The following is a 26,439-nucleotide window of genomic DNA, read 5'->3' as shown; positions in this document are numbered from 1 at the left end:
AACTTCCGTCTTATCTCTCTAAATTCGACGGGCGCTTACCTAAGTAAAGTTGAGAGATCCGCAGTCCTCGGGCAACTCCTAACCGACGCCTTTCCCGGTGCTGCGGCCATGGGCGTTCTCGACGCGCTTCGCCGCGTGCATCGTAGCGGTGTGGGGGAAACGCTGCCCGATGCGTTTTATAAGGATAACGATGTCAGCGGGTGGTTCCGCAATGAGCTGTCTCTTCTTCCCAGCAGCAACATCATGGCCATGTACGTCGACGTTACCGCCGATGTTACAGCGCGTAAGGAGCTAGAGGGAAGTGAGACACGCTACCAACTACTTACCGAGTCCATGGCCGATGGCATCTACGACTGGGATATCGCCTCGGGCAAGATGTATTTTTCGCCGGCCTGGAAGGCTCAGCTCGGTTACGCTGATGACGAGTTAGAGAATGCCTTGGAAACCTGGGACGGGCTGCTTCACCCAGACCAGCGCGATTCTATTTTTTTAGAGCTAACAAACTTTATTGACAGCGACATAGCGCTTTGGGACGCCGAGTTTCAGCTCCAACATAAAGCCGGGCACTACATCTGGATACATTCCCGTGGAACACCGGTGCGCGACCCGAAGACCCACCGGGCACTGCGGCTCCTTGGCGTCCACATCAATATAGATCGTGAGAAAGCGCAGGAGCAAGAGGTAGCCCTTCAGAGAAACGCCCTTGATGGACTAATGCTGGCCATGCCAGATCTGGTTTTTCTGGTGGACGCCGAAACGCGCATCCTCTACCAACAAGCTGGCGAGCCTCACGACCTTTACCAACAAGATCACGACTTTTCAGGCGAGCGGATGAGCGAAATCTTGCCCAAGGAAGTTGGTCGACCGATAGCGGCCGCCGTAACCAAGGCGGTCAGCAGCGATGAAGTCGTCACCATCGAGTACTCCCTCGTTGTTGACGGCGCCTTGCAAGACTTTGAGTCCCGCATATCACCTACCCGGGATGGTCGCGCGGCGATCATCGCCCGTAATATCACGTCGCGAAAAGTCGCCGAAAAAAACCTGAATGAGCGAATAAAGGAACTACGAGGGCTCTACGAAATTTATCGTTACGCGCAGAGTGTGACCGATACAGATTACTTTGCTCAAAGCGTTGCGAAGCAGACGGCATCAGCGATGCAGTGCCCCGACGAAGTGCGTGTAAAAGTATCCATTGACGATGGCGTTTGGGAATACGGCAGGGGCAACGGCAAGGGGTTAGCTTTGAGAAAGCCACTCAGCACAGCAAACGCTAACCGGGGCGCGCTAGAGATCACGTTTAGCGATAGCGCACCGCCCCTGGAAGAAGAGGAAGCCTTTCTTGACGGGGCGGCTACCGCGGTCAGTCTGTGGCTGGAAAACAGCCAATCGCTCCGGGAAGCAAAAATGTTAGAGCGAATGTTAGCGAGCACTGACAACCAGGTCGCAATTTTGGACGCTCAATTACGCTACGTGTTGGTCAACCCTGCCTATGCTGAGCGATTTAAAGCTAAGCCCAAGGACTTAATTGGTAGAACCGCTGCAGAAGTGCTGGGCGAAGAAGGCGCGAGGAAACAGCTAGATACCAAGCTATCAAAAGCTCTCGACGGATCTACAGTCCGTTTTCAGGAATGGCGGGACGGCCCGAAAGACCAGACGTACATGGACATTATTTACGCGCCCTACTCCGACGCCAATGATTTGCGGGGTGTTGCCGTAAGCATACGCGACGTGACACCGCTTTATGAAGCTGAGTCACAGCTGCGCCGTGCTGCCAGAGTTTTTAGCTCCTCGGCAGAAGCAATAATGATGACAACCGTCGATGGCACCATTACCGATGTCAATGAGGCGTTTACCCAAATCACTGGGTACGAACGCGAAGAAGCACTGGGACAAACGCCGCACCTATTGTCATCGCACTTACATGACGCAGAGTTCTTCAGCAACGTGTTCCAGGCCGTCGAGCGAGAAGATCGATGGCAAGGTGAACTCTGGAACAAACACCGTGATGGCAAAATCTTCCCCTGTTTGATGACCATTTCAGGGGTAAAGAACCTCGACGGTGAACTTGATGGTTACGTTGGCGTTCTCGCAGACATCAGCGCCATGAAGGACAACGAGCATCGACTGGAAGTTCTAGCCCATCAGGATACTCTGACGGGGCTACCAAACCGCGCTCAACTCATAAAGACAATGGATAGACGTATTGATCGCTCCAGCCCCGACTGCAACCCGTTTACCGTAATGTTTGTTGACCTCGATCATTTCAAGAATGTGAACGATACCTTGGGGCATAGCGCCGGCGACAATTTACTCCGAGAAGCGAGCCAGCGTCTTCTTCATGTTCTTCGAGAGCAGGATGTACTGGCCCGTATTGGCGGAGATGAGTTCATCGTAATCCTGCCCGGCATTCAAAGTCGCCAGAACGCCTCCATCATCGCAACAAAAATTATTGATGCCATGGCCGTACCATTCACAATCCGCAGCAACCGCGTGCTGGTAACCGCGAGCATCGGTATCTGTAGCTTCCCCGAAGATGGCAGGAACACGGAGGCCCTTCTGCGAAATGCCGATACTGCAATGTACAAGGCCAAAGCAGCCGGCCGCTCTACCTGGTGTGGCTACTCTCAAGAAATGACGAACGATGCCAGGCGGTACATGAGTTTATCGGGCGCATTGCGTGAAGCGATCGCTGCCAATGAGCTTGAGCTTGTGTACCAACCCAAATTTGATCTGCACTCACTGGAGTTAAGCGGGTTTGAGGCCTTGTCTCGATGGGAACATTCGGACTTTGGCGCGATCACACCAACCGAATTTATCATGATCGCCGAAAGCAGCGGTTTAATTATTGAGCTGGATAACATGGTACTTAGAAGTGTGTGTGCTCAATTGAAGCACTGGCTCGACGATGGACTTGAACCGCCGCGTATTGCTGTGAACGTCAGCGGCTGGTCGCTGCAGCAACCCAACTTTTTTGAAACGGTGTCGGGCATTATCCAAGACTACGGTCTCGCCGGAGATCGACTGGAGTTGGAGCTCACTGAAACAGCGCTGATTCCGAAGCCAGAGCAGCAGTCAGGCGTTCTTGATTCGCTGCGCAAACTGGGCGTCAGTATTGCTATTGATGACTTTGGCACAGGCTATTCATCGCTTGCCTATCTGCAAAAACTGCCAGTAACGCAGTTAAAGATCGATGCATCGTTTGTACGAGATATTGCTGTTAGCAGCGATGCCGCGGCGATCGCAGAAACCATCATAGCCATGGCTCGAGCTCTTGATTTTGGCATCATAGCGGAAGGCGTAGAAACCGAAGAACAGGCTGACTTTCTTCGCGAGCACGGCCCAATGGAAGTCCAGGGGTTTCTCTATGGTAGGGGGCTAAAGCCCGATGATGCTGCCAAGATAATCAAGGGCTAGCTTTGGCCTGGCTTGAAACACTCTATTGGCGTCGCACGGCCCGGGCATCGATAGCGACACCTTGTTTCGACCGTAAAACCTAGCTATCGAAACGAAGCGGCAAGTCAGGAACCTCGCAATCTTCCAGCCCCTGCCCCTGCATTAGCGCCATAAACCTGGGAAATGGCTTGGGATCAAACTGCGTGTAAGGCAGTAGACTGAAAAGAGGAAAAAATTTAAGTCGCCGGGGTGCATTGAGATCTTAGAAACGGCAGAATCGAGAACTCATGATGCGTTGCGAATCGCTGCCGCGCTCCATGCGGTAATTTTGACCGGGTAAGCCCCAAGAGCATGCAAAAAACCGAAATTGATGCCTCACTGCGCGATCGCGTCTGGCGCAGCCTACCGACAATAACACTCGTATTGTCAGGGCTGTATGTGTTTTTCACCGTGAGTCACAGTCTGTTGCTACAGCCTCCGATTAGACAGCCTATGGTGGTTATAGCGGGCAGTGCGGCGATCGCCTTCCTGGGCATCGCCACTATGGCCAAGCGTTTTCAGTCGTCGCGACGATTTGCACGGCCCCTGGCGTTTTTGGTGCTTGTGCTGCTCAGCATCAACAGCGCGACACACCTCCACCTGACTGGGGATATTGTCCAGTCAACCAATATTATGCTGATCATACTCGGGGCCTCTTTCATTCTGCTCTCCACAACTTGGTACGTCGTGACGCTGGTGGCCACATTGCTCGCCTGGGGAGCCGCCGTCTCTCCGTTGACCGCTGACCCATTGTTCACCCATTTTGCGTTTGCGATGGCAACGACAACTCTGACTTCCATCGTCTTTTACGTCATCCACATCAGGGACCTTGTCGAGAACCATCGATTACGAATCGAAAGCGAGCGGCAGCGCACCGAGATGGAACACCTGGCGACTCACGACTCGCTGACCAATCTCCCCAACCGTCGAAAGTTCATGGAGCGACTAGCCCAGGAGTTCGCCACTCTCAAACGACACGGACGCAAAATAGGCGTGCTGTATATCGACCTGAATGACTTCAAGTCCATGAACGATGTCCACGGCCACAAGTTTGGCGATAAGGTTTTGGTCGAGGTCGGGTGCATTCTCTCCGACTCGGTCCGGGAAACGGACGTCGTTGCCCGCCTGGGCGGCGATGAGTTCGCTCTGTTAATGACCGAGCTCGAGAACCCCTCCGATATCCGTCTGATTGCCGATAAGATTCATGATCGCTTCCGGGAGCCCAAGCATGTCCTTGGTATCTCAACGACGATCAAGCTCAGCATAGGTATGGCAGTCATGCCTGATGACACCGACGGATTGGAAGAGTTACTTCGCCTGGCTGACATGCGCATGTATGACCAGAAACGGTCAACTAAGCAATGACGGGGCCGGACCCGACTGCTCACCCTCGAACTCAATGCCAGATCTGAGATTGCACCCCAACTGCCCCAGCGATCTACTATCTCCAAAACAGTATTTCTGAACATGTCCGGGAACACGACTTGCCAATAAACGCACATACGACTGTGGCGCACGCTTGGCCGATCTGTTTACAGCGAGAAGTTGCGACTCAGCGCCCCGTTCACATCAAAAGCTCAGAAGTAACCAAGCTGGTTGCGCGTCAAATGGCGTAGCCAAAAGTAGCGGGTAGGTGAAAGGTAGGTATGTGCTTGCGAAGCCCTGGGGGGCCTCTAAACACTGAGATAATGGCGGAGCGGACGGGACTCGAACCCGCGACCCCCGGCGTGACAGGCCGGTATTCTAACCAACTGAACTACCGCTCCAGGGTAGACAACGCGTGCAACACTTCGCTTACTTCTGTCAGAAGTTTGGCCTTTAAAAGACCTTAAGCAACGTGGTGGGTGATGACGGGATCGAACCGCCGACCCTCTGCTTGTAAGGCAGATGCTCTCCCAGCTGAGCTAATCACCCGCGTTGGAGGGGCGCATTATAGAGCCTTGCCTTTGCCTGTCAACGGATTTTAACCGCACTGGTCAAATTGAGGATGCGCCGTGTTAACACAGCGGTTTTTCTCTATCGAACTGTTGTTTACTCATAAATCCTAACGTCCCTCTATCGACGTCTGAGGCCCCTACTGAAACGATCACCGCGCTCAAACTGATCTACCGTGGCTCTTACCCTTCACACAAAAAATGCCGATTCCAGCACTTTCAATTCGAGGAACATAGGTTGAACATACGCGACTTCGATTTTGGAGAAACTCAATGGAAATCTTTAAGGACTTTCACTTCGAGGCTGCGCACCGCTTACCGAAGGTACCGCCCGGGCATAAATGCGAGAGGCTGCATGGACACTCCTTTCAATTGCGCGTCTACGTGTCTGGCGAACCCGGAGAGTCAACGGGATGGATTATGGACTTTGGTGACATCAAAGCTGCCTGTAAACCGGTGATCGCAGAGTTGGACCATTACTACCTAAACGATATCGAGGGTCTCGAAAATCCAACTAGTGAAAACCTTTGCCGCTGGATATGGGATCGTGTGGTGCCCAGCTTACCGAGTCTATCGGCTATCGAGATAAGAGAAACATGTACCTCGGGCTGCATCTACCGAGGAACACAGTCAGCTTTGTGACAGAGGCATGACGGTAACGTTACGATCGATCAATGTGTAACTAGTCAAAAGGTTACCAGGAGTAGCACCTAAGAATTGTTATGCACAGCGATCACCGCCTTTTGCAAAATATTGAAGTTACGTTACATCGCGCAGCATCACCGTGAAAACATACCTACAACCCATTGTTTTATATATAAATTATCGCATTGTTCGAAAATTAACCAGCGCTACAAAACAGCCGGAACATAGGGGATTACGGGCATGCTAAACAAATTGTGCACTGCTTTATCCACAGGTTTTGTGGACAACCCGAGCGAAACCGATGTTTCAGCCAGCTTTTTCAGAAGGTGACCCGCCCATGAAAAGTAAACTCCACACCCAGGGCTGTCTAAGCAACTTTCGACACGGCTTCAAAAACCTATGAACTTTATGGAATGGCTTAGCCTTGCCAGCGTTTGCCTTGCTGGTGCCGCGTCACCAGGACCGAGCCTTGCCGTTGTTGTGAGTGCAAGCCTTAGTGGCGGAAAGCTCGGCGGACTCGTTGCCGCCTGGGCACACGCACTGGGTGTTGGGCTTTATGCAGGTCTCACTGTGCTGGGAATCAGTGCTTTGGTGACAGCGGATCAGCGGATATTCATCACGATTCAGACGCTGGGCGCTCTTTACCTTCTTTGGCTTGCGCGGAGTCTGTGGTTCAGCGTCCCAGCCGATGAGGCCAACGCTCAACCCTCCCCCGCTAAAACTCGCTCCACGGCGCGAGACGGCTTTGCTATAGCGTTTCTGAATCCTAAGCTTGCGGTTTTTATGCTCGCACTGTTCAGTCAGTTCGTGCATCCCGACGCGAGCACAAGCACAAAAGTTTTCATGGCGATCACCGCGCTGTTGGTTGACGGACTTTGGTACACGCTGATCACTATGGTGTTTACCCGCGAGAAATGGATAGCTGCACTAAGGGAAAACGCGGGAGGCATCGACAGGATCTTTGGACTGCTACTCGCAATCGTGGCCCTGGTGATTCTGGTGCGGTTGTTTCGGGGCATATAAGTTCGACGACAACCGGATAAAAAAAGCCCGATCGGAGCTAATCCCGAATCCTAGTGAACCGTCGGAACTTCTGCCACCAGCACAGCCTGGAGGCGAGGTCCCAGCATAATAATGTGCCCTACTTCGCGACCCACGCCGTCGCGACTGTATTCGAAACGATACTGACGCCAGACTCGCCAGATTCCGTTGCCATCACGACTCAGAGAGGTTTTGGACAAAGCGACCGACTGGTCAAGCAATTGGATATCTGCCAATTCAGACGAACGTTTTGCCGCCGCGACCGCTAACTCCCGCACACGCGTGCCGCTAAATATGTACCAGGCCAGGCCACCGAAAACGCCTACAAACACCAGATCCCAAATGCTTAAGGTCATTGTTGGCTTTCCCGTTCTTTTGGAATTTGATGAGGACTCGCGCGCAAGCTCTCTCGAAAAAACGCAAGAACCGCCGCATTAAACTGCTGGGGCTTCTCTGCGTGAAGCCAATGCCCAGTATCAGCGATGCCCTCAAACCTGGCCGCGGGAAAAAGCTCCGAGGCCCTGGCAATGCCCTGATCGTCGACATAATTTGAGTTCAGACCGTAAACGAACAACGCGGGCACATCAAAGGCTGAACCTGTCGGCGCCGCTCGGAATTCTTCATAGTTATCGCGCAATGCCTTTACATTAAACCGCCACACATAGGCGCCAGCTTCGTCCCGCTTCAAGCTGAGTGCCAGAAAAGGCACCAGGTTTGGCTCGGTCAACAGCTCTCGCATGATCTCGCCAGCCTCAGCTCTGGAAGCCGGCCTTGCGGAGTCCACCGCCTCCAGCGCAGCAAACACGGTGTCATGGGATGAGGGATACGTCACCGGTGCTATATCTGCTACCGCTACGGCATTGACATATTGCGGCCAGGCAAGGGCAAGCTGCATAGCGACCTTACCGCCCAAGGAATGGCCAAGAACGGCAACCGATTTCAAAGAGTGGCTCCCGATGTAATTGGCAACACTCCTCGCAAGATCGTCAAGGCTTGTCTTTGCTTGCCAGGGAGAGCGCCCATGGTTGAGAAGATCGAGTTGGTGTACCTCAAACTCAGGAGCCAGCGCACGGGCCAACCCCCCAAGGTTGCTGCCCATCCCAAAGAGTCCATGGAGCAGAATTATCGGGGAGCCTGCGCCACTCACCGAGGCGTACAAAGACTCTCCCGACGATAGATCGGAGCCAGACTGCTCTTCGTTTGCTGCCAAGTTTGTTACCATGCGCGCTTCTTATTAATCACACTGATATGTTACCGAAGAATATGCCAAAAAAGCTGCCACTCGTTGCTCTATCTACAGTTCTTTCAACCCTTCTTTTGCTCACAGCCTGCGCTTCGGGTGGAGGTTACAATCCAACGGTTTTCCCATTCGAGGTGGATAACGAAAAGCTCGCTGCGTCGCCGCTGAAGACCGTCGTAATTCCTCACGTCAATCTCGGCACCCCCTCTCGTAACTACCTTGCCGAGGTGTCGCCGCGTATCGACGCTCGGATCAGCAGTTACATGAAGGCTAACGGCTATAAGGTTCTTCCCCAGCGAGATTTCAAACAGCACTGGAACTCCGCCGTTCGCGCATTCGGCGACCCTGTTGATCCCACGACCGGTCGGGTCAACATGAAGACTTTTTCTCAAATCATGCAAAGCGTTCGTGACCGTTTTGCCGAGACGAGCGAGCTAGACGCCTTTGTTTTTACAGATCTGGTAGAGCTCGACGTGCCCTTTAATGTTGGCCTGAAACACATTGGCCGCTGGGACGGCGTATCCCGCCGACCCTCGATGCAGGGCCCTGGGACCGGAGTAAATGCGGATTTCGACTGGTCTATGACAGCAGCCGTCGCCTCACTACAGGTCACTATCTTTGATATGGATCTCAAGCGCTTATTCGTTAGCCGAGGCGGCCTGGACGCTACCGACGCCATCGATGCACGATCTTCGACCGGTCGCTACATCCGACGTCGAGCCATACTGGAGAACAACAACTTCATTGATGAAGGTATAGCATTGGCGCTGCACCCCCTCATTGAGATGGACAAGTACCCGGGCAACCCATAAAGAGCTGTCCGGGCAGGCAGTAGGAAGGCTATCGTTTAGTCGCTGCCACTAAGGACCCGTGACTAGCAAATATGCCTAGTCATCATAATTTGCGGCGCGTTTTTCCATTTGCGCCGCCAGCCCTTCTTGAAGATCTTGGACACTGAGCATGCCGGAATTCCAGGTAGCGACGTAGTTGAGACCTTCCTGAACACTGTGATCACGACTGAAAAGTAGCATTTCCTTGCTGCCGCGCACCGCCAGCGGCGCTTTGCTCGCAATCGTCGCGGCTATCTCTCGAACACCTGCAAGCAGTGCCTCCCGGTCTGCGAACACCCGATTGACCAAGCCAACCTGCTGCGCTTCCTCAGCCTTCATGTCTCGACCCGTATACGCCAGCTCACAGGCGACGGCGTAGGGAACAATCTTAGGCAGGCGTTGCAAAGTACCAACGTCAGCAGTCATGCCAATATCGACTTCACGAATAGAGAACCAGGCATCCGCCGCGGCGTAGCGCATATCTGCGCAGGTCACCATGTCGATTGCCCCTCCAATACAGGTATTGTGGATGGCCGCCAACACGGGCTTGCGACACTTCTCTATGGCAGACAGGTTGTCCTGCATTGCCAATACATTGCGGCGAAAAAATTCGGCGCGTCTAGCGGGGTCAGTGTTCTGACCCTGCACCTCCATAAGCATGTTCAAATCGATGCCCGCACAGAAGTGCTTGCCATGAGCTGCAAGGATTACGGCTCGGACTGAAGGTTCGCTGTCCAACCACTCGAAACATCCCTGAAGCTCTCGCCACATCGCGGGACTCATGGAGTTGGCCTTATCGCCGCGGTTCAAAAAAACCTCGGCGACATGATCCTTGACGCTTAAGTCCAGCGTTTCGAAAGTTGGCTGCATTACTTGTTCCTGCTGCATTTGCTACTCCCAGCATTTTTGGATGGTTATTTTATCAACGCTCAAAAAGGCGTAAATTTTTCTGTCTCGTGTCGTTCTCTGACTCGTGTCGTTCTCTGAGTAGTTCTCTGTGTCGCTGTATGGGTCTGAGTGTATGCAGGGCGCTTCACCAAGCCCGATGAAAATCATCAGACACCATCGTAGGTACCGCTTTGGGAGTGCAGTCCCGCGTCCCAATATAGACAAATCCGACAATTTCTTCATGGTCTGCCCCCCCCATGTCACGGACCAGCTGCTGGTCTTCAGCGAACGCACCGGTCCGCCACACCGCGCCATAGTCGAGGGCCTCGGCCGCAAGTATCAGACTAAACGCTGCGCATCCTGCCGATAAGCGCTGCTCCCAGGTCGGTACCTTCGGATGCTCGGTGAAAGACGCCAAGACGGTCAGCAGTAGTGGCGCTCTCAGCGGAGCGTTCAACGCCTTTTCCTGCGCTCCCTGGTCCGCGTCGGGATCCCGCCGAAGCAAGGAATCTCGCAGCAACTCCCCGAAGGCCTGTCGTCGATCCCCCTGAATGCTTACAAAGCGCCAGGGGCGTAACCGCGCATGATCGGGGCTTCGCATTGCGCACTGAAGCATTTCTTCAAGCTCCGCCGCGTCGGGGCCGGGCCCTCTAAGCCGCGGCATGGAATTCCGTTGCTGCAAAAAGCTCAGGCCATTAAATACCGTCGCCATAAGGTGCTCATCGCTAAATTTGGGAAGGCATGATAGCAGTCATAATCAGCGCGTATGCAGCTGCGATGAAATCTGTTTATGACCCGTATGGGAGGCCATCGGGAGGAGTCCCCGCGTAGATGTTCATAAATCCGCGATCACCGGTACAGGCATCTACGTTGTCTGCCCATTCGCACAAAGCAACGGCATCCGAGGAAACCAGCCGATGAGTGACATGATCGACGATCCAAAGGGGCAAACCGAGATTAGCTATGAGCGTTACAAGCGCCCTTCCGCTGCTATTAGCTAGCTGCAGGGAATAGGGGGTCAACTCAAGAAGAATCCGCAGCTTTGGAACGCTCGCCTGTAAAAGCGGCAATAAACCCTGCATAACAGCATACTCACTTCCCTGAGTGTCCACTTTCAGCAGATCAATTCGATCAAGACTCCCAGACAATAAGTCAGCACCACGACGGACCGTAATCGGCTCTTGCGAACGAATGCCATCACCCGGGTAAATCTGGTGATCGCCGCGGTTGTCGTCGTTGCGATGCAATGATCCGTCGCTGTCGCCATCTCCGAGCGCTAAGGGGAAAAGCTCAACATCGGCATTACAGTTATTGAGCTGGAGATTCTGCTGCACGAGCGCAACGTTATCTGCTGCGGGCTCAAACGCCAAAATACGGCGCGCCTGATTCTCATTCAATGCGCTGAGAATACTGAAATAACCCAGATTCGCTCCCACATCCACGACGATGTCACCCGGTCGCTGGGATGCAATCCAAAGCCTTGTCTCAAAGGGCTCCCAGACCCGCTGTGCATGAATCTTGCGCGATACCAGGTCGTCGTCGGGGCAATGGGTCGCGAGGCTTACCTCCCGTCTTAAGCCCACTATTGGGATTAACGGTACCCGGTGCTCGTTCTCACCAAGCACAGGGGATAGGCATCGTGTCAGTAGGCATAGTCGCCGTTACTACTAGTCTGCGAAGGGGTTGGACTGTACTAGCGATACGCGCTGATCCGCAATAGAGATCCCGTCTGTGTCAAAGCTTACGGCCTCGTCACCCAGAACGTTGTTATCGAACAGGTAGCGCGGAGACTCCTGCCCCGCCAGTACGCGTGACTCACGAGATTCCTGCGCTAGCTTTACAGACTCCTGCGCCTTCTCCCACTGCAACACACCCTGAGCGCCATGGCGGGCCTTGAGCATATCCATAGTCTGGAGCGGGCTCAGAATCGTAGCGGAAGCATTATTACCGCCGAAGCCTTTGGCGTTAATCAACGCGTAGCGCTGTTTCGATAAATCCAACGCCTGATGCTCCAAGCTGAAACTCAAGTTCTCGGTTGCCACGTCATCCGCCAAGGCGTCGGTGGTGGTGATGCCGGGCATCCATCCCTCCGTCCAAATACCGAGTGTTGCGGCGATTTGATCACCCGATGCCGCGGCTAGAGAATGGCCAACATAACTTTTGATAGCGCCTACGGGCCAGTCCTGGATACCAAAGGCACCCGCAACGCGGCTAAGAATCACTGATTCAGTCACGCGATTCTGCGGCGTACCGGTACCGTGTGCCTGAACTAAGCCACCTTCACGAAGCCCCTGCTCTCCCACGATAGCGCGAGCGCAGGCAGCGGCTCGGGCCATAGTCAGGTAGTTACCCACCCCCGGCCCGGAAATCGATTTTTTGAATCCGTCAGCGTTGATAAACACATCGGCTGCAGCACCGAGGATATTGGCGCCGGTCTCCAGTGCAAGCTTGTCGTCAAAGAGTACGAGAAACTGCGACGATTCTCCGATAGTAAAACCGCAGTTTTCCCCGAAGGGTCTGCAAGCACGGCGATGGTCCGGCGTATCAGTATCGCCCAGACCATCCAGCTGACGCAGTCCCTTGTCCGTGGCAAGCGCTCCCATGGCCGCATAACCTTCCATCACCTCAGGAGTTATCGGCGCCTCGGCTGCACCGACAAAAGCGACACGAGCGCGCCCAGAACGAATGTCATGTATCGCGTGACGCAAGTTGTAAAGGAAAGACGCACAGGCTCCCAAGGTAGCTCCCGTGGATCCTGCCGCTCCTAGCACGTAGGCGTTTACGAAGTCGGCGGGCATTTCTGCAAGGCCCAAAGGGCAGAACTTGGAGGTAACCCGGCTGCCGCGGTAACGAGCTTTGAGCATTCCGCCAGCGCCGTTGTCGTCCAGCTGCCCCATAGCGCTGCCAGCATAAACACTGATTTGATCCGGCCCCAAGGATGCCATTAACGAATCCCAGTCCATCCCAAGGTTTCCCAGTGCATCGCTTGCGGCATACACCGACATTGCCAAACCTCGTGGATGGTTTCGCGACTGGTACAGCGAGGCGGGATCAAAGCCGTCGGGCAATTGGCTAGCGACCTTCACTTCAAACTCTCGGTGAGTCGGAAGTAAGAACTGCTGCTCCCCCACGATTTGCACGCGAACATGCTCCTCGTCGTCTCCCGGCAAAAGTTGCCAGTCCTCGGGTACGGGTTCAGGCAGGTATCGGCGGTGCAGCTCGAAACTCACCGGGCTGCCATTGCTGCGGGTGGGAAGGCGCTGATTCCAGGCAACACTGGTGGGATCAAAGTGAGCGGGGCCGATCCGCCGAATCAGGGTTTGCTCGAGCAGCGATGCTTCGCTATCACTGGTCGATCCCGTGAGCTGACGCAGCGCGGCGATCATAGCCGCCCGACGATCCTCGCCAAGAGCACTCTCCACCATACGGGCATAGCCGTGATGCATTGAACTGCGACCAGCGCTGTTTACACCACCAAAACTCACAATAACCGGTAGAGCTTGTCCCACAAATACACCCGCATACATAAATGATGAGTCTCAGTGTAGGCAGCCAGGCTATTAAGTTATATTCTATTAGCGTCATTTTATTTATATATACGGACATATTTTTCATGCCCACAGCGGCTCTCATTCTTTACCCCGAAGCCCTCGCCACCAGCGTTACATTGCCAGCGGAGATTCTCCACGCAGCGGCTCAGATGTCGCAGACAACCCGAGGACGCGGTATTGACGCTCAGATCCAGCTCCTGGGGCTACAGGGAAAATCATCAGTCACCTTGGACTCGGGTCTTAGTTTGAATCTAGACGGCGATCTTTCAGATCTGCAGCGTTGTGACCTTGTGATACTGCCGGCAATTTGGCGACACCCCCGTCGCGTACTTCAGCATGCCAAAAACTGGCTACCCAAAATTGAGGAACTGCATTCAATGGGAAGCAGTATCTGCAGCGTTGGCACCGCCAGCGCGCTGCTTGCCGAAACCGGTTTGTTAAACGGACGTCCGGCGACCACGCACTGGCATGACTTTGATCGTTTTGAAAAGAGCTACCCACAGGTCAACCTAAAGCGTCGCCATCTCATTACCCAAAGCGAACGTCTCTACTGCGTGGGTAGCGTGAACTCTATCGGCGACTTCATGGTGCACTTCGTGGAGCAATGGTATGGCGAACGCATCGCACGGGCTGTAGAAACGCAGTTTTCCCCAGAAGCTCGGCAATCCTTTGAGACTGCCGCATTTCTCCAGGAATCCTCCGGCGCTCATCACGACGCGCTGATACGCGAAGCTCAGGACCACATGCAACTTCACCCGGCTGATGAGCACAGCGTCGACAGCCTTGCTGCCATGAGCGGATTGTCTGCCCGAAGCTTTGGCCGGCGTTTTCGCAAAGCCACCGGTGAGACCCCAATTCGCTACCTCTTGAATCTGAGGGTTCGTGAAGCTCGCGCGCTCCTGCAACACTCCGACCTGCCTTTGGCAGACATCGCCTGGCGCTGTGGATTTAACTCGTCAAGCCGCTTCTCGCAGGCATTTCGCAGCGCGACTGATCTGAGCCCGCGAGAGTTTCGGGAGGCAGTGCGCGGGAAACGATTTGTGACCACAAACGCTCCTAATGCTTGAATTTCGCAAACTGTCTAGGCTTGAGCGCCAAGGGACACTGTGGCTAAATCACGCCCCCTCTCGATTGCCAAGCCAAGGAATAAGGTCATGAGTGAAAAAAGCGTCATAATCGTCGACGGAGCCCGAACCCCCATGGGAGGACTTCAAGGCGCTCTTTCCAGTGTCCCCGCTCCACAATTGGCCGCTGTTGCAGCGAAATCTACTCTAGAAAAAAGCGGTGTAGAGCCCAACGCTGTGGACGAGGTCTTTATGGGCTGCGTGCTGCCCGCGGGCCTAAAGCAATGTCCCGCTCGGCAAACCTCTATCGCCGCGGGAATACCCGTTAGCACAGGTGCAGTCACAGTCAACAAAGCCTGCGGCAGCGGCATGCAGGCTACTATTTTTGGCTACGACAGCATCGTAGCGGGTACGAACAGTATTGTATTGGCAGGCGGAATGGAGAGCATGAGCAACGCCCCACACATGCTTCTGGGGGCTCGCAGTGGTTTTCGCCTAGGCTCTGCAACTGCAGCTGACCATATGATGATGGACGGTCTTGAAGACGCCTACGACGGATGCTCCATGGGAACCTTTGCCCAGGCGACGGCGGATCGTGAAGGCGTAAGCCGCGAAGATATGGACGCCTTTGCCATCGAGTCCCTGCGCCGCGCTAAGGCCGCTATCGATGATGGGTCTCTTGCACCGGAGATCGCAGCCGTCACCGTCACCAGCCGCCGCGGAGACACCGTAGTCAGCGATGACGAGCAACCACACAAGGCTAACGTTGATCGCATACCGACCATGCGCGCCGCGTTCGCTAAAGAAGGCACCATCACGGCGGCTACGGCCAGCTCCATCTCCGATGGAGGTAGCGCCTTGCTGCTGATGTCTGGCGACGAAGCTTCTGCTAGGGGTATCTCGGGCATGGCACAAATCGTGGCCCACAGCCGTCACAGCCAAGATCCCGCTGAATTCACCACCGCTCCGGGTGGAGCCATAAAGAAACTTTTCGACAAAACCGGTTGGAGCACTTCCGACGTAGACCTTTTCGAGATTAACGAAGCCTTTGCCATGGTGACTATGCTCGCCATGCGCGAACACGGCCTCGATCACGCGAAGGTGAACATCCATGGCGGCGCTTGCGCACAGGGGCACCCCATTGGTTCTACCGGCTCACGCATTATCGTCAGCTTGATGTACGCCCTTCGCAAGACGGGCGGCAAACGCGGCGTAGCTGCTCTGTGTATTGGCGGAGGGGAAGCGACCGCTGTCGCCATCGAGATGCTGTAAAAAGCCCGCACCTCGAATCATCAGATCAATCAGGAATAGTAGTTATGGCTCTTAGTAGCGTACCCGATCTTATCGAGGCCATCCGTCAGGGACGGATGGTTATTCTCATGGATGACGAGGATCGGGAGAACGAAGGAGACCTGATTATCGCGGCCGAGGCAGTGACGCCAGAAATCATCAACTTCTTTGCCAGCGAAGCCTGCGGCCTTATCTGCATGCCACTGACTGAAAAGCGAGCAAGGCAGCTACAGCTTCCGCTGATGGTTCGAGATAACCGCTCACAACACGAGACTAATTTCACCGTGTCGATTGATGCTGCGGAAAGCCGTGGGCCCGGGATCAGTGCTATACAGCGTTCCCACACCGTTCAGGTCGCCGCCGGCGCAGAGGCAGGACCAACAGATATCTGCCAACCCGGGCATATTTTCCCCTTGGTCGCAAAAGAAGGTGGCGTACTTCGGCGTGCCGGGCACACCGAAGCCGGTGTCGATCTAGCTCGCATGGCTGGCTTTGAACCTGCCGCCTTGATCGTCGAGATCATGAACGAAGACGGCACCATGGCGAGACGCCCGGAGCTGGAAGTTTTTGCCGAGAAACACCAGCTACCCATGGGGACTATCGCGGATCTGATTGCCTATCGTTCGTTGCACGAGCAATCGGTCGAGCTAGTGTCACAAAAGTCAGTGCAGACCGATCACGGCGATTTTGATCTTCACACCTTCAAAGATCTTGTGGACGACACTTTGCACTACGCCCTTACAAAGGGGGAATTGAGCGTGGATCGAGACACTCTCACGCGTGTGCAACCGCTGGACATGCTCCGGGATGTGTTCAGCACACAAATCCCCAATCGTGAAGGATGGTCACTAAATCGTGCGATGGCGCGCATCGCAGAAGAAGGCTCCGGCGCGCTCATACTCATCGGGCAACACCGATCAGTAGAAAGCCAGCTGGCAGATATTGAGGCTTTCCCCGATAGCCCCGCCACGGTTTCCAACGATGGTTCGGCAGGGTTACAGAACTACCGCATCATAGGCACTGGCGCCCAGATACTACAGAGACTGAATATCCGGCGTATGCGCCTGATGTCAGCGCCTCTTCGCTTTAACGCTCTCTCGGGATTTAATCTGGAAGTGGTCGACTTCGTCGCACCCTAAGCGCAGCCAATCTCAGGGGAGCATGTAACTGGTGGTTTGCGCTGGGAAGCCTAAGCTCCTCGCTTATCGATGCAACGCAATGAGCTCGTTAGCTTCATCTCTGTCGGTCGTGCAGCGGTTGGCGGGTGCTCCCAGATCTGGGTAGCCAAAGGACAGCCCAAACATAAGCCGCTGGTTCTGGGGAACAGAGAGTTCTTCGCGAATTGAGTCGGACAAAAAACCCAATGCGGTTTGAGGGCAGCTAGCAAGGCCGGCTGCTTCCAGCAACAGCATGACGGATTGAGAAAACATACCCAGGTCGCAAGCCTCTCGCTCCGAAAACCCTTCGGGCAAGTAAAAAAATCCGACATGTGGTGCATCAAAGAACGTGAAGTTACGCATGAACGCTGCCTGACGAGCATCACGATCATCTCGAGCAATACCCATGGCGCCGTAAAGTGCCTGCGCGGATGCGTACTGACGATCCTTAAAAATATCTGCGTACTTCCCGTCGTAGGGAAAATCCAAAGTCATCCGGCCGGCCGTGAAGTCTTCAGGCAAACGTTTGCGCAGGCGCTCAAGCACATCCCCCGACGCGATATGTAGATACCAGGGCTGAGTGTTGCAGTTGCTCGGCGCACGCAAGCTAGGAGCCAGCAGCTTGCGAAGCTCGTCGTCGGATAGGGACTCGGGCAGAAACGCTCGGCAGGAGCGGCGGTTTTCCAGAATGTCACTGAGCGCGAGTGGTGCTGTCGAAGTCATATCATCTACCAAGTCGTCGGGCCGGCGAGCATAGCGATTTGCGGGACGCGATGCCAGAAGTGTAAGAGTTCACCACAGACGAGAGAAAACGCAGTAAAATACGCCGCTTTTTGCGGTGCGCTGAGGTGCAATCCAGCTTAGCGAACCCATGTGCAGAATAGACCTATGACAGCATCGTCCTCTACATCCTCAGCATTGGCCTCTACATCCTCAGCATCGGCCTCTACATCCTCAGCATCGTCCGCCTCCCCTCCCACGCGGACCGTAGGCATCATTGGCGACGGGCAGCTTGGTATGCTGCTGTGCGAGGCTGCACCGCAGCTCGACCTGGACACCGTCATGCTGACGGGCGACCGTAATTGCGCTGCGGCCCAAAAAGCCACCCATGCAATAGAAGGCGCGATGGACTCCTCTGAGGCCGTCAGTGCACTCATTGATCAATGCGACGTCATTACCTACGAGCGCGAAGACATCCCTGAAGCCACCGTTACACAACTGAGGGAGGCGGAAGCCGCAGGGCTCGTAGCTTGCTACCCTCCCCTTTCTGCCATTGAGTTACTTCAGGACAAAGCAAAACAAAAGCTATGGCTCGCAGAATGTGAACTCGCCACTTTGCCCTTTGTTATCACTAACGGTGATGTAGCAGAGTTACAACAAGCAGGAGAAAAATTAGGCTATCCGTTTGTGCAAAAAGCGCTGCGAGGTGGTTTTGACGGCCGCGGTGTCCAGCTGATTCGAACAGAAGATGACCTCGGGAAAGCTTGGCCCGGGAGCACCATGCTCGAGAAGTTCGCCGGGGACTTTCGCGAGATCGCTGTGTTAGTCGTTCGAAGCCCTAAGGGTGAGAGCACCCACTTCGGTCCGGTAGACATGACTTTTGAAGAAGATTACTCGGTACTCGACACGGTAAGCGCTCCGGCGAACATCGATAAAGAAACAGAAGCTGCAGCGATAGCCTTAGCCTACAACGCGGTGGAGGCCCTGAACGGTGTCGGCGTGTTTGGCGTGGAGATGTTCCTTCTCGCCGACCGGCAAGTACTGATCAACGAAATAGCACCTCGAGTGCACAACTCAGGTCACTACACCATTGAGGCCTGCGCCAGCTCTCAGTTCGAACAACACCTTCGTGCTGTGGCAGGCATCGAGCTCGCTAGCAGCGCTCTTAAAAGCCCCGCGGCTATGCGGAACCTCCTCTGCACACCGGCCCTGAAGCAGGAGGATCTTCATCGCGACTCGTGCACCGAAACAGGAAGCGATAGCGCGACCATATACTGGTACGGAAAAAGCCCGGCGCGTCTTATGCGTAAACTGGGGCACGTGACCGCCGTTGCCGAATCCGCAGAAGAAGCGCTGACCGCAACAAACAACAATTGGAACAGAATTCAGGAAGAGGCTCGTTCGGCATGACTGCACGCGTAGGAATTATTATGGGCAGCGACTCGGATCTCCCGGTCATGCGCGCTGCGAAAGACATTCTGGACGCCCTGGATGTCGAGTGCGAAATGGAAATCGTCTCTGCACACCGTACTCCGGACAAACTCTACAGTTACTCACGAGAGGCAGAAGACCGCGGCTTACGTGTCATTATCGCTGGAGCTGGAGGCGCTGCTCACTTACCCGGCATGGTTGCATCGTTGTCTGTCTTACCAGTTATCGGCGTGCCCGTAGCTGCGACCAAACTTGCTGGCGAAGACAGCCTGCTATCCATCGTGCAAATGCCTGCAGGGGTACCGGTCGCTACGGTCGCCATCGACAATGCCACGAATGCGGGCATCCTCGCTGCGCAAATGCTGGCAACATCGGATAGTGGACTTCGCGACAGGATTCGCAGCTACAAAGAAAGCCTGCGAGATAAAGTTCTAGCTAAGAGCGTTTGATTTAGGGGCCGTTCCCCAAGCGCCGATAGCTGGGTAAATGCCAACCCGCCTGTATTGCTCCGGCACGTAAAATAAAGGCAGGCACCATCGCCAGCAACAGGGCAGCGCTGGGCTCCAAAAACGCGTTAGACACCAGTGCCACATACATCCCCGCGCCGACCAAAGCCGCCGTGACATAAATCTCCGCCCCCAACAACACTGACTCACGACCCAGCAAAGTATCTCGAATCAAGCCGCCGAAGCTGGCAGACATCACCCCCATAACGACGGCAACGATCCAGGGCGCGTCGTATTGCAAAGCCTTGGCGCAGCCCAGTACTGAGAACAACGCCAGGCCCATTGCATCAGCCCAAAGCAAGACTTTGCGCCGCACCGACAGCATGGGAGCGATGTACCAGGTCAATGCCGATACCGTGATGCAAACCCAGAGATAACGAACGTCGCTAATCCAAAAAACCGGTAGCTGCAGCAGCAGATCGCGAAGCGTGCCTCCGCCGACCCCCGTAATGGTGCCGAACAATACAAAGCCCAACACATCCAGGCGTTTTTCTGCAGCAGCTAGGGCCCCCGAGGCGGCAAACACGCCCACCGCGACAAGGTCACAGTAAGCAATGATGCCAGCGAGGTTCATAAACAGTTGCCGCGTTCGATTTCCTGATCTTGAGGAGCGTTACTCCTCATAGAGATCCAGAACAGCACCCCGGCTAGCCGGGGCCGCATTGTTGGCAAATTTGGCCAAGACTCCGCGGGTGTAGCGTGGCTGTGGCTTCACCCAGACGCTTCGACGACGAGCTATTTCCTCATCGTCAACGTTCAGCTGCAAACTCAGGGTATGGGCGTCGATGGTGATGGAGTCGCCCTCCTCGACCAAAGCAATCAAACCGCCCGCGTAAGCTTCGGGGGCCACGTGTCCGACGACCATCCCCCAGGTACCACCCGAGAAACGCCCATCGGTTATGAGGCCCACAGACTCACCCAAACCCTGACCAACGAGAGCGCCCGTAGGCGCGAGCATTTCTGGCATACCCGGCCCGCCCTTTGGCCCAAGATAACGCAACACAACAACGTCTCCGGCTTTCACTTGTCCCGCCAAAATTGCATCCAGCGCCGACTGCTCATCATCAAAGACTTTCGCAGGCCCTGTAATCACAGGGTTTTTCAGGCCGGTGATCTTGGCGACGGCGCCTTCCTCGGCGAGATTGCCCCGGAGAATCGCCAAGTGACCCTTGGCGTACATTGGGTTATCCAAAGTGCGAATCACCGAAGGGTCTTTGGGCACGGACGGGACATCGGCCAGTGACTCGGCAATGGTTTTGCCGGTAACGGTCATACAGTCCCCGTGGAGCAAGCCACCATCGAGAAGGATCTTCATTACTTGCGGGATACCACCTGCCCGGTGCAAGTCGATAGCGAGATATTGGCCACTGGGCTTGAGATCGCAAAGCACGGGGACCTTTTGACGCACACGCTCAAAGTCATCGATGGTCCAATCAATCTCCGCAGCGTGGGCGATGGCCAGAAAATGAAGTACGGCGTTAGTAGATCCCCCTGTTGCCATAATCACTGCAACGGCATTCTCCAGAGACTCTTTGGTCACAATATCTCGTGGCTTGATGTCCTGGCGAATCGCCTCGACCAGAGTTAAGGCACTTTGTTTCGCAGACTCTTTGATTTCAGACTCGACATTGGCCATGGTCGAGGAGTAAGGCAGGCTCATCCCCAAGGCCTCAAAGGCCGAACTCATGGTGTTCGCGGTATACATTCCGCCACAGGAGCCGGTGCCGGGAATCGCATTACGCTCAATAGCCAGAAGATCTTCGTCTTTGATACGACCCGCCGCGTGTTCACCCACGGCCTCGAATACACTCACAATATTCAAATCCTGACCGTTATAACGGCCGGGAAGAATGGTTCCGCCGTAGACAAATATCGACGGTACATTCGCTCGCAGCATACCCATCATGCCGCCGGGCATATTTTTGTCGCAGCCGCCAATGACCAGTACGCCGTCCATCCACTGACCGCCTACACAGGTCTCAATACAGTCAGCGATGACTTCTCGTGATACCAGGGAGTACTTCATCCCCTCTGTACCCATGGACATGCCATCAGAGATCGTGGGAGTGCCAAAGATTTGGGGGTTGGCTCCTGCCTCTCGAAGACCCTCTTGCGCCGCATCGGCGAGGGGCTGTAGTCCCGCATTGCAGGGGGTGATTGTCGAGTGGGAGTTGGCGATGCCCACCATAGGCTTTTTAAAGTCACCCTCCTCGTAGCCCATGCCATAGTACATAGAGCGATTAGGCGCCCGTTGAACGCCTTCGGTGATGTTTTTGGAACGACGATTGAGCGCCATAGAGATGTTCTCGGACAATGAATAAACAGGGGGCGGAATTTTAGGTCACTGCAAGCTATACGACAAACATTGGGCAAGGTTTATCGCCTATCATACGAAGCCTAACTACCGAGAATAATCCTAAATACTCATCCCACGCACTAGGAGATTTGCTTATGAACGGCGCCGAGGCTTTACTAAAGACTCTCGTGGAGAGCGAAGTCGAAATCTGTTTCGCCAATCCCGGAACCTCAGAAATGCAGCTGGTGTCGGCTATCGGACAAACGGACGCCATGCGCCCCGTACTCTGTCTTTTTGAAGGCGTAGTGTCTGGCGCTGCAGATGGCTACGCACGTATGGCAGACAAGCCAGCTGCCACCCTTCTGCACCTGGGATCGGGCTTCTCTAACAGTCTAGCCAATATGCACAATGCCCGCCGCGCGGGCTCCCCCGTGGTCAACATCGTCGGCGACCACGCAAGCTACCACCTGCAGTTCGATGCGCCATTAACATCAAACCTACCGGGCATCACGCGCTGGGGGTCCCATTGGACGGAGATTGCCAGCTCACCGGAAGAGCTGTCGGCCGGTGGCGCACGGGCGGTACAGGCGTCCATGCGCGGAAATGGGCAAATAGCGACCCTCGTTGCGCCGGCGGATCATGCATGGGACGCTGCGAGCGAGGCTGCTCCTGCACTCCCGAGACCCGAAGCACTTCAGGTGCCAGACAATCGCATTGCCCGCATCGCTGAAGCCGTTCGCTCTGGCAAAAAGACTGCGATCATGTTGGGTGGCAAGGCACTGCGCGAAGAAAACCTAGCACGGCTTGGCGCTATTGCCGACGCACATAACGTCACGCTTATGTGCGCGACGTTCCCTACGCGCCTGCAGCGCGGCGCAGGTCGAGCAAAAGTACAACGACTCCCTTACTTTGCAGAACAAGCAGCGGAAGCTTTGATGCCTTTTGAGCAGCTCATACTGTTAGGTGTCGCGGCACCAGTAAGCTTTTTTGCCTACCCGGAAAAAGAAAGCTGGCTAACACCTGAGCATTGCGAGCTATTTACGTTGGCCGAGCAAAGCGAGGATCTGAGCGGCACCGTGTCTGCACTGACAGCCGCGCTGAGCATCGAAAAAAGTGCCGAGGAAGTGTATGAGCGCAAAATACACGAAGTCTCCGACGAGACACTCAACCCCTTAACCATCGGGCAAATCATGAGTAATGAGATGCCGGATCACGCCATCGTTTCGGATGAGGGTGCGACTTGTGGCTTAGCCATGTTTCTTTGTACAGAAAATGCACCAGCCCATGACTGGTTAACACTCACCGGCGGGGCAATTGGCCAGGGCTTACCCGTCGCTTTGGGTGCGGCTTTAGCCTGCCCCGACCAGAAAGTGATTGCTTTGCAGGCAGACGGATCAGCGATGTACACCATTCAGGCTCTGTGGAGCATGGCCCGAGAGAATGCCGATGTCACAGTGATTCTTTTAAACAACAAGAGCTATGCGATTCTCAACATCGAACTCGCACGCGTGGGCGCGGGCGAACCCAACGATAAAACGCTCTCCATGCTCGACCTTTCCAATCCCGACATGGACTTTGCGAGCATAGCTACAGGGCTTGGCGTAAAAGCGACCCAGGCTCGAAACAGCAATGAGTTCCAAGCGCAGTTTGCCGAGGCCATGAGTACGCCCGGCCCCTGTCTCATCGAGGCTATTCTGTAGCTTCCCGGGGCGGTATGCTTCACAGCGAAACCACGACCACGAAAAAAAAGAGACCCAGATGTCGAGTATTGTCATAACCGGAGCCACCGCAGGCATCGGACGCGCAGCCGCCATACTGCTAGCCAGTAAACAGCACAAGGTGTTTGCTGCTGGGCGAGACAAAGACGCCCTGGCAGAGCTGAATGCTGGTTACGAAAACATTACAGCATTAGAAATGGATGTCACGGACGCAGACTCCGTATCCGCCGCGGCGGCTAAGGTTTTTGAAGCTCTTGATGGCAATGCTCCGGATGTCCTTGTCAACAATGCCGGATATGCGGCGGTAGGCCCCCTGGAGGCAGTATCTGACGATGAGTGGGAGCGGCAATTTAAGACCAACGTACTAGGCCTGGTGCGGGTGACGCGTGCCTTTGTGACCGGCATGCGAGAGCGCCGGCGTGGCCGCATCGTGAATGTCTCTTCTGTTGCCGGTCGTGTCACCCTGCCCTTTTTTGGCCCTTACAACTCCACCAAGCATGCTGTGGAATCGATCTCTGACTCCTTGAGACACGAACTGCGTCCCCATGGCGTAGAGGTCATTGTGATTGAGCCGGGAGCCGTCAAAACACGCTTCGGATCTTTAGAGCAGGAACAAATAGCACACTGGATAGAAAACGCGCCTGCTTATGCCGAGCAATTGCGCATCCTCAAGGCTTTCCACCACGACCTTCATGGTAAGGGCGCAGACCCTATCACCGTGGCCGGAAGCATCGTGGCTGCCTGCGAAAGTCATGACCCCACGCCGCGCAGCGTCGTACCATTTTTACCGGGCAGTGCATTTATTGCCATCAAGGCTTTGTTACCCACACGGGTATCTGACTGGATAGTGAAAAAGCTCACCGGCCTGCCCTAGGCTTCGGATTTGGATTTGGCTTTGGCTTTGGCTACTCGTCTGAGAAGGTCACGAGCTTTTGCCGTTCTCGATTGACGCGTAAATCAAAAATATCCGGGCGTGAGTAATGGCCTGAGGGATCAAAATTCTGTCGCTCTTTTCTTACCTCGCCCATATCAATAGTCGCGCTGACTACGGTCTCCTGTGAACCCAGGGGTTCGATGACCCAACTGCCGTCGGGCGCTGCTATACAAGAGCCACCATCACCTAGAACGGCACTCGCACTGCTCGCAATCTCAGTGTGATGCGGTATCTCAGCACTGATATCTTCTTTACGCATCAAGCCTGATACCGACAGTACATACATCCGATTCTCTTTGGCCATATGCCTTGTGACATCGATGGTGTTGTTCGTGTTGCCAGGCCAAACCGCCACGTGCAGATTCTCACCCTGAGCATAGAGAGCGCTGCGTGCCATGGGCATCCAGTTCTCCCAACAATTGAGTCCCCCCACCCTAAAGTCTTTGAGCGAGTGAACTCTCAGCCCATTGCCATCCCCTATACCCCAGGCTAATCGCTCTTCGTAGGTCGGCATGAGCTTTCTGTGTACGGACTGAATAACGCCTAATTCATCGATATACACCAGACTGCAATAGATGCTATGACCAGCGCGATCGCCCGCTCTCTCGGCTATCCCCAGGTAAATCGCAATCTGCTTTTCCTTTACCAACGCACAAATGCTGTCCAAATCTCCATGCTCGATACTCACCGCTTGCTGCAGATAATGCGCAAAGATTTTTTTTTGCATGGGATCGTTAAACTTAGCCCCACCCGTCAGGTCTAGCCAGAAGGGATACCCGGGCAGAAGAGTCTCTCCAAAACAAACGAGGGAGGCCTTTTGGGAGGACGCTTCCGAAATAGCGGCTTCGACCTTTTTAATAGTTGCTTGCTTATTAAGCCAAACCGGTGCGATTTGGGCGATTGCAATATTGAGCTTGTCTTCCATTAATTCAGACTTCCGTTGGTACAGGCAACAAGGATCAAGTCATGGAGCTATTGGTTTTTTCCAGATCCTGCACGAGGTAGCCAAGTTCCTCTGCTCTCTCTGTAAATAGGGCATGGGCATCGCGCAAACCCTGATTATAAAAATGTGGACCGAGATCCTTCGCTAAGAAATCGATGAGAAACTCAGCGTCAAAGGACCCAATCTCTTGATCAAGCTCATCCTTAAAATAGATCTTTAGCTTCGATACGAGCGCCTCCTGGGCGTCCTTTGACAGTGTTAGTTCTGACATAGGCCTTCTGATCGTGCGAGCGAATGAGGTTTACTCATCGAGCAGCCAATCACGAGCGGCATCAAACTGATCAAAGTCGAAGCTTTTTATCTCGGCTTTAATAAAGTGTGAGGCCACTTTCTCGGCAACACTCCCGATGGGTGAGTTCGTAGCAAAAGCGACACGAGACACCCGGGCGTGGTGATCCCTCACAAACTTTAAATGCGCAATCAGAGAGGCGAAGGAGTCCCAACCGGGAAAGGAATCCACGTGAATAATCAGACCGCAAAGATTCGCATTACGCTCGAGGTAGGGATCCACTGCCTTGGCGGCTTCTGTGAAGTCGCTCTTGGAAAGCTCACCCTGGGGCTCCAAAACTAGAACTCCAGCACGATCGTCAAAATCAACAGTTAGCACTTCGCTCTCCTCGCCCCCACCGAATCAATTGTGCTAAGCCCAGTTAACAGAGCTAGGACAATCAACGCCCCATATCTCTCTGTAGAGTTCTACTGCCCAGATAAAAGTGCAACGCTGCCCAAAGGTACAAACACTTGAAGAAGATCATCGAC

The 26,439-nt window shown here is 54.5% G+C and carries 24 protein-coding genes and 2 tRNA genes; 12 read left to right on the top strand and 14 right to left on the bottom strand.

The features are described from left to right. Both AB8B76_RS13830 and AB8B76_RS13825 read left to right on the top strand, forming a co-directional pair. Nucleotides 1-3,414 (top strand): EAL domain-containing protein (locus tag AB8B76_RS13830; protein WP_405273348.1); only part of this gene is annotated, 3,414 nt, incomplete at its 5' end. A 330-nt stretch (nucleotides 3,415-3,744) separates the two neighbouring features. After that, nucleotides 3,745-4,797 (top strand): diguanylate cyclase domain-containing protein, encoded by a 1,053-nt coding sequence (locus AB8B76_RS13825; RefSeq protein ID WP_405273346.1) that lies wholly within the window; start codon nucleotides 3,745-3,747, stop codon nucleotides 4,795-4,797. A gap of 324 nt (nucleotides 4,798-5,121) precedes the next feature. Here AB8B76_RS13825 and AB8B76_RS13820 read toward each other — a convergent pair. Both AB8B76_RS13820 and AB8B76_RS13815 read right to left on the bottom strand, forming a co-directional pair. Then, nucleotides 5,122-5,198: transfer RNA gene (locus tag AB8B76_RS13820), tRNA-Asp, on the bottom strand. 72 nt (nucleotides 5,199-5,270) lie between these two features. After that, a tRNA-Val gene (locus AB8B76_RS13815) sits at nucleotides 5,271-5,346 on the bottom strand. A 293-nt stretch (nucleotides 5,347-5,639) separates the two neighbouring features. Here AB8B76_RS13815 and queD point away from each other — a divergent pair. Both queD and AB8B76_RS13805 read left to right on the top strand, forming a co-directional pair. Further along, nucleotides 5,640-6,008 carry a 6-carboxytetrahydropterin synthase QueD gene (gene queD / locus AB8B76_RS13810; protein WP_405273344.1) on the top strand — a complete coding sequence of 123 codons (369 nt, stop codon included), beginning with the start codon at nucleotides 5,640-5,642 and terminating at the stop codon, nucleotides 6,006-6,008. Nucleotides 6,009-6,410: 402 nt separating this feature from the next. Beyond that, on the top strand, nucleotides 6,411-7,034 hold the full coding sequence (locus tag AB8B76_RS13805) for a LysE family translocator (protein ID WP_405273342.1): 624 nt from the start codon (nucleotides 6,411-6,413) through the stop codon (nucleotides 7,032-7,034). Between the two features lie 50 nt (nucleotides 7,035-7,084). On the opposite strand, the gene AB8B76_RS13800 is transcribed toward AB8B76_RS13805, so the two are convergent. Together AB8B76_RS13800 and AB8B76_RS13795 are read right to left on the bottom strand one after the other, a co-directional pair. Further along, nucleotides 7,085-7,408: a DUF3301 domain-containing protein gene (locus AB8B76_RS13800; RefSeq protein WP_405273340.1), complete on the bottom strand. Its 324-nt coding sequence runs from the start codon at nucleotides 7,406-7,408 to the stop codon at nucleotides 7,085-7,087. Continuing rightward, a complete protein-coding gene (locus AB8B76_RS13795) occupies nucleotides 7,405-8,274 on the bottom strand; it encodes an alpha/beta fold hydrolase (protein ID WP_405273338.1) in 870 nt (289 codons plus the stop codon). Before AB8B76_RS13795 ends, AB8B76_RS13800 begins: the two co-directional genes overlap by 4 nt. 152 nt (nucleotides 8,275-8,426) lie before the next feature. Here AB8B76_RS13795 and AB8B76_RS13790 point away from each other — a divergent pair, with 152 nt between their 5' ends. Beyond that, nucleotides 8,427-9,104 (top strand): hypothetical protein, encoded by a 678-nt coding sequence (locus AB8B76_RS13790; RefSeq protein ID WP_405273336.1) that lies wholly within the window; start codon nucleotides 8,427-8,429, stop codon nucleotides 9,102-9,104. Between the two features lie 75 nt (nucleotides 9,105-9,179). Here the strand turns inward: AB8B76_RS13790 and AB8B76_RS13785 are convergent, their stop codons facing one another. The 4 genes from AB8B76_RS13785 to AB8B76_RS13770 form a co-directional block, all read right to left on the bottom strand. Beyond that, nucleotides 9,180-10,010 (bottom strand): crotonase/enoyl-CoA hydratase family protein, encoded by an 831-nt coding sequence (locus AB8B76_RS13785; protein WP_405273334.1) that lies wholly within the window; start codon nucleotides 10,008-10,010, stop codon nucleotides 9,180-9,182. Nucleotides 10,011-10,155: 145 nt separating this feature from the next. Next, nucleotides 10,156-10,722: a nitroreductase gene (locus tag AB8B76_RS13780; protein ID WP_405273332.1), complete on the bottom strand. Its 567-nt coding sequence runs from the start codon at nucleotides 10,720-10,722 to the stop codon at nucleotides 10,156-10,158. 76 nt (nucleotides 10,723-10,798) lie between these two features. Beyond that, a complete protein-coding gene (locus AB8B76_RS13775) occupies nucleotides 10,799-11,635 on the bottom strand; it encodes an FkbM family methyltransferase (RefSeq protein ID WP_405273330.1) in 837 nt (278 codons plus the stop codon). Nucleotides 11,636-11,677: 42 nt separating this feature from the next. Further along, entirely contained in the window at nucleotides 11,678-13,519 is a 1,842-nt protein-coding gene (locus AB8B76_RS13770) for a beta-ketoacyl synthase (RefSeq protein WP_405273329.1), read from the bottom strand. Nucleotides 13,520-13,623: 104 nt separating this feature from the next. Between AB8B76_RS13770 and AB8B76_RS13765 the strand changes: the two genes are divergently transcribed. The 3 genes from AB8B76_RS13765 (at nucleotide 13,624) to ribB (ending at nucleotide 17,054) form a co-directional block, all read left to right on the top strand. Further along, complete coding sequence (locus AB8B76_RS13765) at nucleotides 13,624-14,628, top strand: GlxA family transcriptional regulator (protein ID WP_405273328.1); 1,005 nt, start codon at nucleotides 13,624-13,626, stop codon at nucleotides 14,626-14,628. An 87-nt stretch (nucleotides 14,629-14,715) separates the two neighbouring features. After that, on the top strand, nucleotides 14,716-15,897 hold the full coding sequence (locus AB8B76_RS13760; RefSeq protein WP_405273327.1) for a thiolase family protein: 1,182 nt from the start codon (nucleotides 14,716-14,718) through the stop codon (nucleotides 15,895-15,897). Nucleotides 15,898-15,941: 44 nt separating this feature from the next. Beyond that, a complete protein-coding gene (ribB, locus tag AB8B76_RS13755) occupies nucleotides 15,942-17,054 on the top strand; it encodes a 3,4-dihydroxy-2-butanone-4-phosphate synthase (protein WP_405273326.1) in 1,113 nt (370 codons plus the stop codon). Nucleotides 17,055-17,117: 63 nt separating this feature from the next. Here the strand turns inward: ribB and AB8B76_RS13750 are convergent, their stop codons facing one another. Further along, complete coding sequence (locus AB8B76_RS13750) at nucleotides 17,118-17,795, bottom strand: nitroreductase family protein (RefSeq protein ID WP_405273325.1); 678 nt, start codon at nucleotides 17,793-17,795, stop codon at nucleotides 17,118-17,120. Between the two features lie 165 nt (nucleotides 17,796-17,960). Between AB8B76_RS13750 and AB8B76_RS13745 the strand changes: the two genes are divergently transcribed. Both AB8B76_RS13745 and purE read left to right on the top strand, forming a co-directional pair. Continuing rightward, nucleotides 17,961-19,202 (top strand): 5-(carboxyamino)imidazole ribonucleotide synthase, encoded by a 1,242-nt coding sequence (locus AB8B76_RS13745; protein ID WP_405273323.1) that lies wholly within the window; start codon nucleotides 17,961-17,963, stop codon nucleotides 19,200-19,202. Beyond that, nucleotides 19,199-19,672: a 5-(carboxyamino)imidazole ribonucleotide mutase gene (purE, locus tag AB8B76_RS13740; protein WP_405273321.1), complete on the top strand. Its 474-nt coding sequence runs from the start codon at nucleotides 19,199-19,201 to the stop codon at nucleotides 19,670-19,672. The genes AB8B76_RS13745 and purE overlap by 4 nt, the downstream gene beginning before the upstream one ends. Before the next feature lies 1 nt (nucleotide 19,673). Here purE and AB8B76_RS13735 read toward each other — a convergent pair whose 3' ends face one another. Then, nucleotides 19,674-20,303, bottom strand: a complete 630-nt coding sequence (locus AB8B76_RS13735; RefSeq protein WP_405273319.1) for a trimeric intracellular cation channel family protein — start codon at nucleotides 20,301-20,303, stop codon at nucleotides 19,674-19,676. Nucleotides 20,304-20,342: 39 nt separating this feature from the next. Further along, nucleotides 20,343-22,025 (bottom strand): dihydroxy-acid dehydratase, encoded by a 1,683-nt coding sequence (gene ilvD, locus AB8B76_RS13730; RefSeq protein ID WP_405273317.1) that lies wholly within the window; start codon nucleotides 22,023-22,025, stop codon nucleotides 20,343-20,345. Nucleotides 22,026-22,180: 155 nt separating this feature from the next. Here ilvD and AB8B76_RS13725 point away from each other — a divergent pair, with 155 nt between their 5' ends. Then, nucleotides 22,181-23,725 (top strand): acetolactate synthase large subunit, encoded by a 1,545-nt coding sequence (locus AB8B76_RS13725; protein ID WP_405273315.1) that lies wholly within the window; start codon nucleotides 22,181-22,183, stop codon nucleotides 23,723-23,725. Nucleotides 23,726-23,783: 58 nt separating this feature from the next. After that, the gene (locus AB8B76_RS13720) at nucleotides 23,784-24,617 is read left to right on the top strand and encodes an SDR family oxidoreductase (RefSeq protein ID WP_405273314.1); all 834 of its coding nucleotides are present in this window, start codon (nucleotides 23,784-23,786) and stop codon (nucleotides 24,615-24,617) included. 31 nt (nucleotides 24,618-24,648) lie between these two features. Here the strand turns inward: AB8B76_RS13720 and AB8B76_RS13715 are convergent, their stop codons facing one another. From AB8B76_RS13715 to AB8B76_RS13705, 3 genes are read right to left on the bottom strand one after another with little or no spacing between them, the layout of a single operon-like run. Next, the gene (locus tag AB8B76_RS13715) at nucleotides 24,649-25,602 is read right to left on the bottom strand and encodes a carbon-nitrogen hydrolase family protein (RefSeq protein WP_405273313.1); all 954 of its coding nucleotides are present in this window, start codon (nucleotides 25,600-25,602) and stop codon (nucleotides 24,649-24,651) included. A 34-nt stretch (nucleotides 25,603-25,636) separates the two neighbouring features. Then, complete coding sequence (locus AB8B76_RS13710) at nucleotides 25,637-25,891, bottom strand: DUF2164 domain-containing protein (RefSeq protein WP_405273311.1); 255 nt, start codon at nucleotides 25,889-25,891, stop codon at nucleotides 25,637-25,639. 30 nt (nucleotides 25,892-25,921) lie between these two features. Beyond that, the gene (locus tag AB8B76_RS13705; RefSeq protein WP_405273309.1) at nucleotides 25,922-26,287 is read right to left on the bottom strand and encodes an STAS/SEC14 domain-containing protein; all 366 of its coding nucleotides are present in this window, start codon (nucleotides 26,285-26,287) and stop codon (nucleotides 25,922-25,924) included. Nucleotides 26,288-26,439 lie beyond the last annotated feature (152 nt).

It is taken from the genome of Congregibacter sp., assembly GCF_045107095.1.
GTDB lineage: Bacteria > Pseudomonadota > Gammaproteobacteria > Pseudomonadales > Halieaceae > Congregibacter.
The sequence above is the reverse complement of the archived record's forward strand: the minus strand, read 5'-3'. Positions and strand labels throughout refer to the sequence as shown.